The organism is Chlamydiales bacterium, assembly GCA_031292375.1.
Classification (GTDB): Bacteria; Chlamydiota; Chlamydiia; order Chlamydiales; family VFKH01; genus JARLHF01.
Genome location: JARLHF010000002.1, coordinates 20,710 through 28,734 on the forward strand (window position 1 = coordinate 20,710; position 8,025 = coordinate 28,734).

The following is an 8,025-nucleotide window of genomic DNA, read 5'->3' on the forward strand; positions in this document are numbered from 1 at the left end:
ATGAGTTACTTGATTGCGGAAATATAAATGCCGTTCCAGGAGTCTGGAGGAGGGGTTTGTAATAGGAGGGTGCAACGAGCATGAAGGGTATTGCTTGGATTATCGCTAAGTTGATCTTTGAGTAGATTGATGGCTTCTTTGAAGTTGCGACTTTGATAGGCTTTAAAAGCTTGTTCGTACTTAAGAAGGATTTCATTCATCTCTGGTTTTTCTCCTTTTTTTCCGATAAGTTCATACACATTGATCCCTTCGGTCTTGCCCTTAACGGCAACGAGGTCTAGTAGGCGGAATATAAAGAGTTCCTTAGCAGATTCATAGATATCTTCGCTGACAAGCATAGAGGTGCCATATTGCTTGTTGAGACTTTCCAGGCGCGATGCTATATTAACGCCGTTGCCAATGGCCGTAAAATTAAGCCTATCTGGTGCTCCAAAGTTTCCCACTATCACAAGGTCCTTGTGAAGTCCGAATCGCGTATCAAGGCGTGGTAGATTGGTCCACTGTGGAGATGTGAATAGTTTTTGCAGTGCAGCAGCACAATCGAGCACCGCTTGGCATGCGGCTTGAGCATGATTAGGAAGGGGAACTGGTGCATTCCACAGAGCCATAATCCCATCGCCGATATATTTATCAATGGTGCCTTGTCTATTATTCTGGATGATATAAGTCATCACTCTGAGATATTCCCCAAGGGCAGCAGCGAGTTTGCTTACAGGGAGTTTTTCTGCAATGGAGGTAAAGTTCTGGATATCAGTAAAAAGTATGGAGACCTCTTGGACTTCTCCTCCAAGAGTTGGATCTTTCTGTGATTGGTAGAGTTGTTTCACAAGTTGTATGGGGACATACTTACCCATAGCGCGCATGGCAGTCTTTGCAAGTTCTAGACTTAAGAGAATTTCATAAACGTCACGAAAGATGGAGCGCGGCTCTGATGCAACAAAGTCAAAGTTATGCATCTTGAGCGTTTCATGGATAATTTTTGCTTGTCCTCCTTTGAGCAAACGCTGCACAAAATACCCACCGATGCATAATGATAACATGATTATGGCTGTTGCGAGAAGAAGACGGTTGCGTATAACCTCCAAAGAGCCTACGTAGTAGGACTGTGGAACAAGGATTCCGAGGATCCAGTCTTGAGACCCTTTGATTTCTCTGTACGTGACAAGGTAGGTTTTGCCTTGATAGTCAAACTGTGTAGTCTGTACAGGCGCAGTAGCTGTAACTAAGCCAAGAGAGGGGTTTTTTAAGCTTAGTTGTATCTCTGGAAGAGCATTTGCTGAGGAAAAGCGAAGGTTGCCATCGATGAGTTTGGGAGTATCCGTCGCATTTAAACGGGTGATAAGCTCTCCAGATCTATCAGCAATAAAGACGATATGCGCATCATTTGGATCATGAGGTAGGAGCTTGAACTGACTGATCATATCGATTTGCTTGCTAAAGAGGCCAATGCGCAGCACACCCAGGAATTTGCCTTTGACATCTGTTACTGTTCTTTGCAGGCTTAATTCCACGTGACGTTTATTTTCAGGTAGGTTATCATCTACTTGTGACCAATGAAGGTCGCTCCAGAGGTCTGTGCCGCTGTACTGTTCACTTGCAGGAGTCATAAAAGTAAGATGTGTTGTGGGATCTATAATGGAGTTTGTTTTCTCTTGAGTAAAGGGTCTGCCAAAGAGATCATTTTGTGCTGAGCGAAGACGCGATTGAAAGACCCATTGTTCATTTTTTTGATAGATGTAGCGCGTATCGATGGGGGCAGAGCTTTCACTAGATGTTCTAAAGAGGCTCATCTCGCCTCGGCCCATCTGTGCAAGCAGGATATTGCCCTCTGCATCATATCCAATTTTGTCTCCATAGATAAAGGAGATTTCGGAAAGATTATTGTTCGTTAAGAGCAAGGAAAAAAGAGTTGTTTCAGTCTCAATTGAATTATTGGGATTGATAACTTGGTGATTAATCAAAGTCTGGAAGCTGTTTTCGATATGCTCTGCTTGGTTGAGGTAGGAGGTAACTTTTTCTGCAAGTTCGCGGCTTGCGCTCTCACGTAAGTTATCCGCAGCCTGCATGATAGAAGTTCGAGAAGTTTGCAGTAGAACATAAAAGAGCAGGCAGAGCAGTGCGATTAGTACGATGAGACTAATGCTAAAAAGCTGTGCGAGCGTTATTTGAATATTTCTAGGGTTGTGCATTCTTTTTTTTATATAATTTGGAAAGAATTAAGATAAAGCCAAAAATCAATTCTTGAATTTGTTTGTGTATAACATGAGTGAGTAGGGGAGTATGAATTTATTGTTGAGCATGGTATATGGTATGCTAGAGTGATAAATGAGGTAATATCTCACAAAAGCGGGGTGTTTTTATGCGCATTTTGAGTTTTCTTTTTTTAGCTGTGAGCAGTTTTGTTGGAGCCTATGTCGATCGTTGTGTCATGCCCGATCGCCTCTTTTTAGGACCGGAATATCAGTTTCGCGCTTATTCATTTCCTATTACCGCTACTGCTGCTGGCAGCCAAAATATGTGGGGTGGTTTTGGAGGCTATGAACATTTATGTCCGCAAGATCTTTTTATTCGCCTATTCAGTCGTCTGAATTCTGGAAAAGAGCGTGATTCTTTTTCTGATACGTTTGATCATGAGTGGACTGTCGAAGGAAATATAGGTTATACTTTAGCATTTGGAAGATTTTGTAATTGGTTGATTACACCTTATACGGGTTTTGGATACCTCCAAGACAGGCAAACTAATTATGGGGATACTACACTACATGCGTATAAAAATTATATTCCCGTTGGCTTGCTCTTAGGTTGGGATGTTAATAGAGATTGGAGTCTTTTTTTACGTGGGCAGGTCAACTTTGAAGTGTTGCGAGTACAGATTAGTGATGATACTGGCACTATCACAAAAAAGCCCAATTGGCTTATTGAGCTTCCTGTCATATATCGCTTTCTTTGTCATTGGGATGTTTCTTTGGTTCCAGAATACATGTATGCTCCTGATGCATCAATGTTTGATGATAGTGGCGATTGGGGTGGGATTCACACTTACGGCCTTCGTCTAGAGCTAGGGTATTGTTGGTAATAACCTGAGTGATTAAGATTTTACGAGAAAAAAGCATAAAGTTAAGGGAGGAGGCACGTATTATCAACAATGCACATTTCCTTTTCCCCTTATGTTTTTAGCCCGTTTCACTGAAATCTGGTGTTCTACCTTAGCATGATTAGGATTATTTCATCTAAAATTTTTTTAGTGCGTTTCGGTATAGTTGTTCATAACCCTGCTTGATTTAATTTTGCGACTGTTTCGTCGCGTTGTAGATTATAGTAGGGTCTCAATCGATTAAGATCATAGAGTGTTGATGGTAATGCTATGATACTTACGGTGTTAGAGGTGTAATTAGAAACATATGCAAATTGGCCATTGGGCGATATGGTAATTGCCCCTGGAGAGAATCCAACTCCTATTATTGGAGCGATTACTGTATTAGTTTGGATGTCGATAATATTGACAGTGCCTTGGCCAGATACTAGATCAGTAAAATCTGGACCATCATAAAGAGTGCTGTAGTTAGAAACATAGGCAAAGGAATTATCGGGCGTAATAGCAACACCAGCGGGTTGTATTCCAAGAGTGATCGTTGCGACAATGGTATTGCTATCGAGAGCAACAACACTGACGGTGGTACCTACGGGGGAAAAATTGTTACTTCCAAAATTAGTTATGTAAGCGTATTTGCCATTAGGTGTTATTGCGATTGCAAATGGCCCAGAAAAGCCTGTAATAGCATTGAGCCGTACAGAATTGTCACTTGTTTTTATGATGCTTATTGTGCCAGTACCCAGATTCCCATCGACATAACTAACAACATAGACATAGGCGCCATCTGGCGTTATAGCCATTGCCGCAGGAGCCAGCCCTACAGTGATTGGTGCTCCAATAATTGCATTTGTGTTTAAATCAACTAATCTAACTGTTGTTCCATCACCACTTTCACGGCCGCTTCCATAATTATTGACATATGCATAAGCATCGTCTGGTGTTATAACTAGGCCAGAAGGGCCGTCAAACCCGTCAATCTTTCCTGTGACGATGTTTGTGGCCAAATCTATAATGCTTACGGTCGTGCCATTGCTATTAGTGACATAAGCTTTTGTTCCAGCTGAATTAATAGTTACTGTATAGGGGGCGTTGAAACTAATGTCATTAATGGTTTGTTCGAGGACGTTATATGTTAGATTTAATACACTAACGCTATTGCTACCTCCATTTGCCACGTAGGCGAAAAGACTATCGGGGGTGACCGCAATTCCTTCTGGAGTATCTCCTACGGCAATTGTTGAGACGAGTGTATTGGGCTCATTTGCATACAAAAAACCTGCCCACAAAAACAAACAACTTATCGCGTAGAACTTTAATTTTTTGATCATTTGTGTATCTCCCATAAAAATCTTTTTCAAGAAAGATATAGGTAATTGCAAATCCATGCAACAACTATTAACTTGGGGAATTGTTTACGTGTGCACACAAAGTGCTTTTGTAAAAAATAGTTGATCTTAATTGCTATGATTTAAGATAAGTTACGTAAGATTTTTTCTGAAGGTAAAGGATGTTCCGCTTTATTTTTTGTATAGTAATGTTCTGTGGTTTGACTCGCGCTCACGCACGGGAGGAAAGCTGTTATAACGGCAAACAATACTACCGAACAAGCATTCGTCATATTGAAAGTGGGGGTATTGGTTATGATGATGGTTATACGACTCTTGAAGCCTTTTTAGTTGCAGATCCAAGTGGATCGGAAATCACTCCTTTTTTCGATATTAGAGGTCATCTTTTTGATAACAAAGAATGCGCAGCTAATATTGGGGCTGGACTAAGAACTCTATGGAGAAGCAGAGTTTATGGCGTAAACGTTTACTACGACTATAGAAACGCGAAAGCTTTTGGCTTGAATCAAATGGGAGTTGGCTTTGAAACTCTTGGAGAGATATTTGATTTTCGGATAAATGGCTACTTGCCTTTTGGCTCAAAGATCTCTGATCCATACGACCTTGCCTTTGAAACTTTTTTCGACCATTTTGCGCTTATATCAGAAAAGTATCAATCTGCGATGAGAGGGGCCAATGCAGAATTTGGTTTTCACTTAGGAACATATGAATCGTTTGATTTCTATACAGCAGCGGGCCCTTATTACTTTACAGGAAATATCGCTTCCTCCACTTTTGGTGGAAAAGTGCGAATTGCCAGTACCTTTCAAGACATTTTAACTTTGGAAATTAGTAATTCGTATGACAGAACTTTTCACAACAATTTCCAAGGGCAGATCTCTCTAACCTTTTCTTTTGGCAAAAAGAAGAAACCTAGTTGCAAATTTGCAAATGGGCTAAATAGCCGAATGATTCAACCAGTGAGTCGACAAGAGATCATCGTCATTGATAAAACAAAAAAAACAAGCATTGCTATCAATCCCTTAACAGGCCTTCCTTATATTTTTGTATTCGTTGATAATACAAGCAGCTCAAAAGGCACCTATGAGAGTCCTTATCCTACTTTAGTTGAAGCACAAAATAATTCTTCACCATATGACGTCATTTATGTATTTCCTGGCGATGGAACAACTACAGGAATGAATTCAGGAATCTCTTTGCAAGCGTATCAGAAGTTTTGGGGATCTGGCATTAGTCATCCGCTACAAACTACTGTAGGTACGATTACCATTCCGGCATACAGTAGCAGCTCTCCCATCATTACCAATACGAATGTTGATACAGATGGAAATGCTGTTGATTTAGCAACCAACAACGTTGTCAGCGGTTTTACCATCACGTCTGCATTAAATGATGCCATCTACGGGACGGATCTTCAAAGCTTGGAGGTTTCTTCTTGCACGATTGAAAATACTAATACTTTTCCAATAGAGGCTTCTTTTTCCGGTGATGCATCGATATCTATAACCGACAATCAGTTTTTAGATAACACTAACGGAATCTTATTGACTCTTAACGGGACATCTTCCGTTGTCTGTTCAAATAATACATTTAAAAGCCAAACTTCTGTCTCTAGTGTTCCATTAGAGATATCCGTAGATAGCAATAGCTTCTCTGCCTATATTGAGAACAACATCTTTAACGAGAATACAACTGGTAGCATTCGATTTAATATCGATAACGTTGTTAATGCCGACATTAACTTGCTTAACAATACAATTACAAACAATGGAACAGGATCTCAAGATGTCCTGGGATCAAGTGTTGTTGTTATTTCGAATGGAACTTCAGACAATTGCTCAATCACATTAAAGGATAATATGTTTTCTAGCAATGTATCGAATTCTCTTTATATGTATACCTCAGGTGAAATTACAACTCTTGCAGTTACAGTATCAGACAATACAATGTCTGACAATGGAGGGTCTGGAATAGTTCTTGCAACACCAACTCATATGTTGACATTGCTTGCAACAAACAACACAATTACTGGATGCCATAATAATGGAATCGCTGTAATCAGTTCAGCATCTACTACAACAGGGACCATCACAATTAACAACAACACTATTACAGATATTGGAAATACATCAAACGGCATTGCGATAAACCAAGACTTCTCAAACCTTGATTTAACAATTTCAAATAATGAAATTCTTAGATGTGAAGGAACTGGGGTCGTTAGTTATGCGCCTACTGGTATCGACACTTGGAATTTGCAGATTTCGGATAATATAATCACTGATTGTGAAAATCTATCTTCGAATGCTGCCTCAGGTCTTGACATAGAGCAGTTTCAAAACTTTGAGGGGTCTGTGACTAATAATACATTTTCAGGGAATGCAGGCACAGCTGTAGTCGTAGGATCGACTCTATCGGCTCCTGTGGCCTGTTTAACTCTTACTGACAACAACAATAGCTCGGATTATCTCTTGAGTAATCCAGGAGATGGGACCTTCTATCTTAGTCCTTGTAATGCAGCATCTGTCAATGTGGGGACGATCAACACAGCTGGTACCATCGATGCTGTTCAATCCTGCTCCAATCCTGTATTCTGTACTCCTTAAGAATCTGAGTTAATAAGGTATACACAAACCAATTCTTGAACTTGTTTGTGTATAGCTCTTGGTTTGGCTAAAAGGCCAGATCTAAAGAGACATATGGAGCAATGGACCAAAGGTGCGCGCTAACACTGCCATATAATTGAGCCCTTTGCTCAATCAGATTCACACCTGAGGAATATCTTCCGTAATTTGTGTAACGTACACCATATTCCAAAGAGAGGTGATTGTATAGATAAGTTTTTGCCCCTACCTCTGCTGAAAAGGCAAGACGCCAAACATTATGATTAGGCAGTGTAAAAGGCGCTAGATCGGCAGTAGTGATCAAACGTTGCTGGGACGTTGCTAGATTAGCCATCCCAATCCCTGCTTCTACATAAAATCTAGTGATTCCAAACGTCCAAGGGGCAATGTAGCGGCTTTTTAATAAAAGGGTGTTCAGAAAAAGATCTGCGTTATAACTATCCTCGGACAAAACTGCACTTCTTGTAGAAATTTTCGAAGCGGCATATTCATAGTCGACTGAGAATCTAAAGTCTTGGAAAAAAGTGGTTCCAACAGAAACATCCCACCCAAGGACTTTTTGATATTCAAGATTGGACCCTGAGATATTCGCCGAAGGAGAAGCTGGAAAGTTGATATCTCCACTAGTGCCATAGCCATAAGGGATTACATAGCTTGGCCCCATACTAAAATCGAGACAGAGATTAGGACAGAACTCTTGAGCCCCTACATTTGTGCAGAGCACTGTCAATGCTATTAATGAATATTTCTTCATATTCACCCCCAATATATTTACAATTTTCCCGATATACTAAGGTTTGTCAATTAAGGCAAGTTTTTTTCAGCAATTAGGAGTGGCGATGGATTTATAAGTGTTTTCTCGTCTAGTAGGCCAAATGAAGCGGAAACTAGAGATTAAAGTCACAAAAATCAACGTTATTTCAAATAATTATCAGTAATGTTAGCAAAAAAATAATAAAAA

The 8,025-nt window shown here is 40.2% G+C and carries 5 protein-coding genes; 2 read left to right on the forward strand and 3 right to left on the reverse strand.

Features of this window, described 5'->3' with window-relative positions; all coding sequences use genetic code 11:
- Window positions 1-5 precede the first annotated feature (5 nt).
- The gene (locus tag P4L16_00585; GenBank protein ID MDR3623624.1) at window positions 6-2,189 is read right to left on the reverse strand and encodes an adenylate/guanylate cyclase domain-containing protein; all 2,184 of its coding nucleotides are present in this window, start codon (window positions 2,187-2,189) and stop codon (window positions 6-8) included.
- A gap of 170 nt (window positions 2,190-2,359) precedes the next feature.
- On the opposite strand from P4L16_00585, the gene P4L16_00590 reads away from it, so the two are divergent.
- Window positions 2,360-3,076 (forward strand): hypothetical protein, encoded by a 717-nt coding sequence (locus tag P4L16_00590; GenBank protein ID MDR3623625.1) that lies wholly within the window; start codon window positions 2,360-2,362, stop codon window positions 3,074-3,076.
- 188 nt (window positions 3,077-3,264) lie between these two features.
- Here the strand turns inward: P4L16_00590 and P4L16_00595 are convergent, their stop codons facing one another.
- Complete coding sequence (locus P4L16_00595) at window positions 3,265-4,422, reverse strand: YncE family protein (GenBank protein MDR3623626.1); 1,158 nt, start codon at window positions 4,420-4,422, stop codon at window positions 3,265-3,267.
- Window positions 4,423-4,640: 218 nt separating this feature from the next.
- Here P4L16_00595 and P4L16_00600 point away from each other — a divergent pair, with 218 nt between their 5' ends.
- Window positions 4,641-7,046, forward strand: coding sequence for a right-handed parallel beta-helix repeat-containing protein (locus tag P4L16_00600; GenBank protein ID MDR3623627.1), 2,406 nt, complete (start codon window positions 4,641-4,643; stop codon window positions 7,044-7,046).
- Window positions 7,047-7,113: 67 nt separating this feature from the next.
- Here the strand turns inward: P4L16_00600 and P4L16_00605 are convergent, their stop codons facing one another.
- Complete coding sequence (locus tag P4L16_00605; protein MDR3623628.1) at window positions 7,114-7,818, reverse strand: hypothetical protein; 705 nt, start codon at window positions 7,816-7,818, stop codon at window positions 7,114-7,116.
- Between the last annotated feature and the right edge of the window lie 207 nt (window positions 7,819-8,025).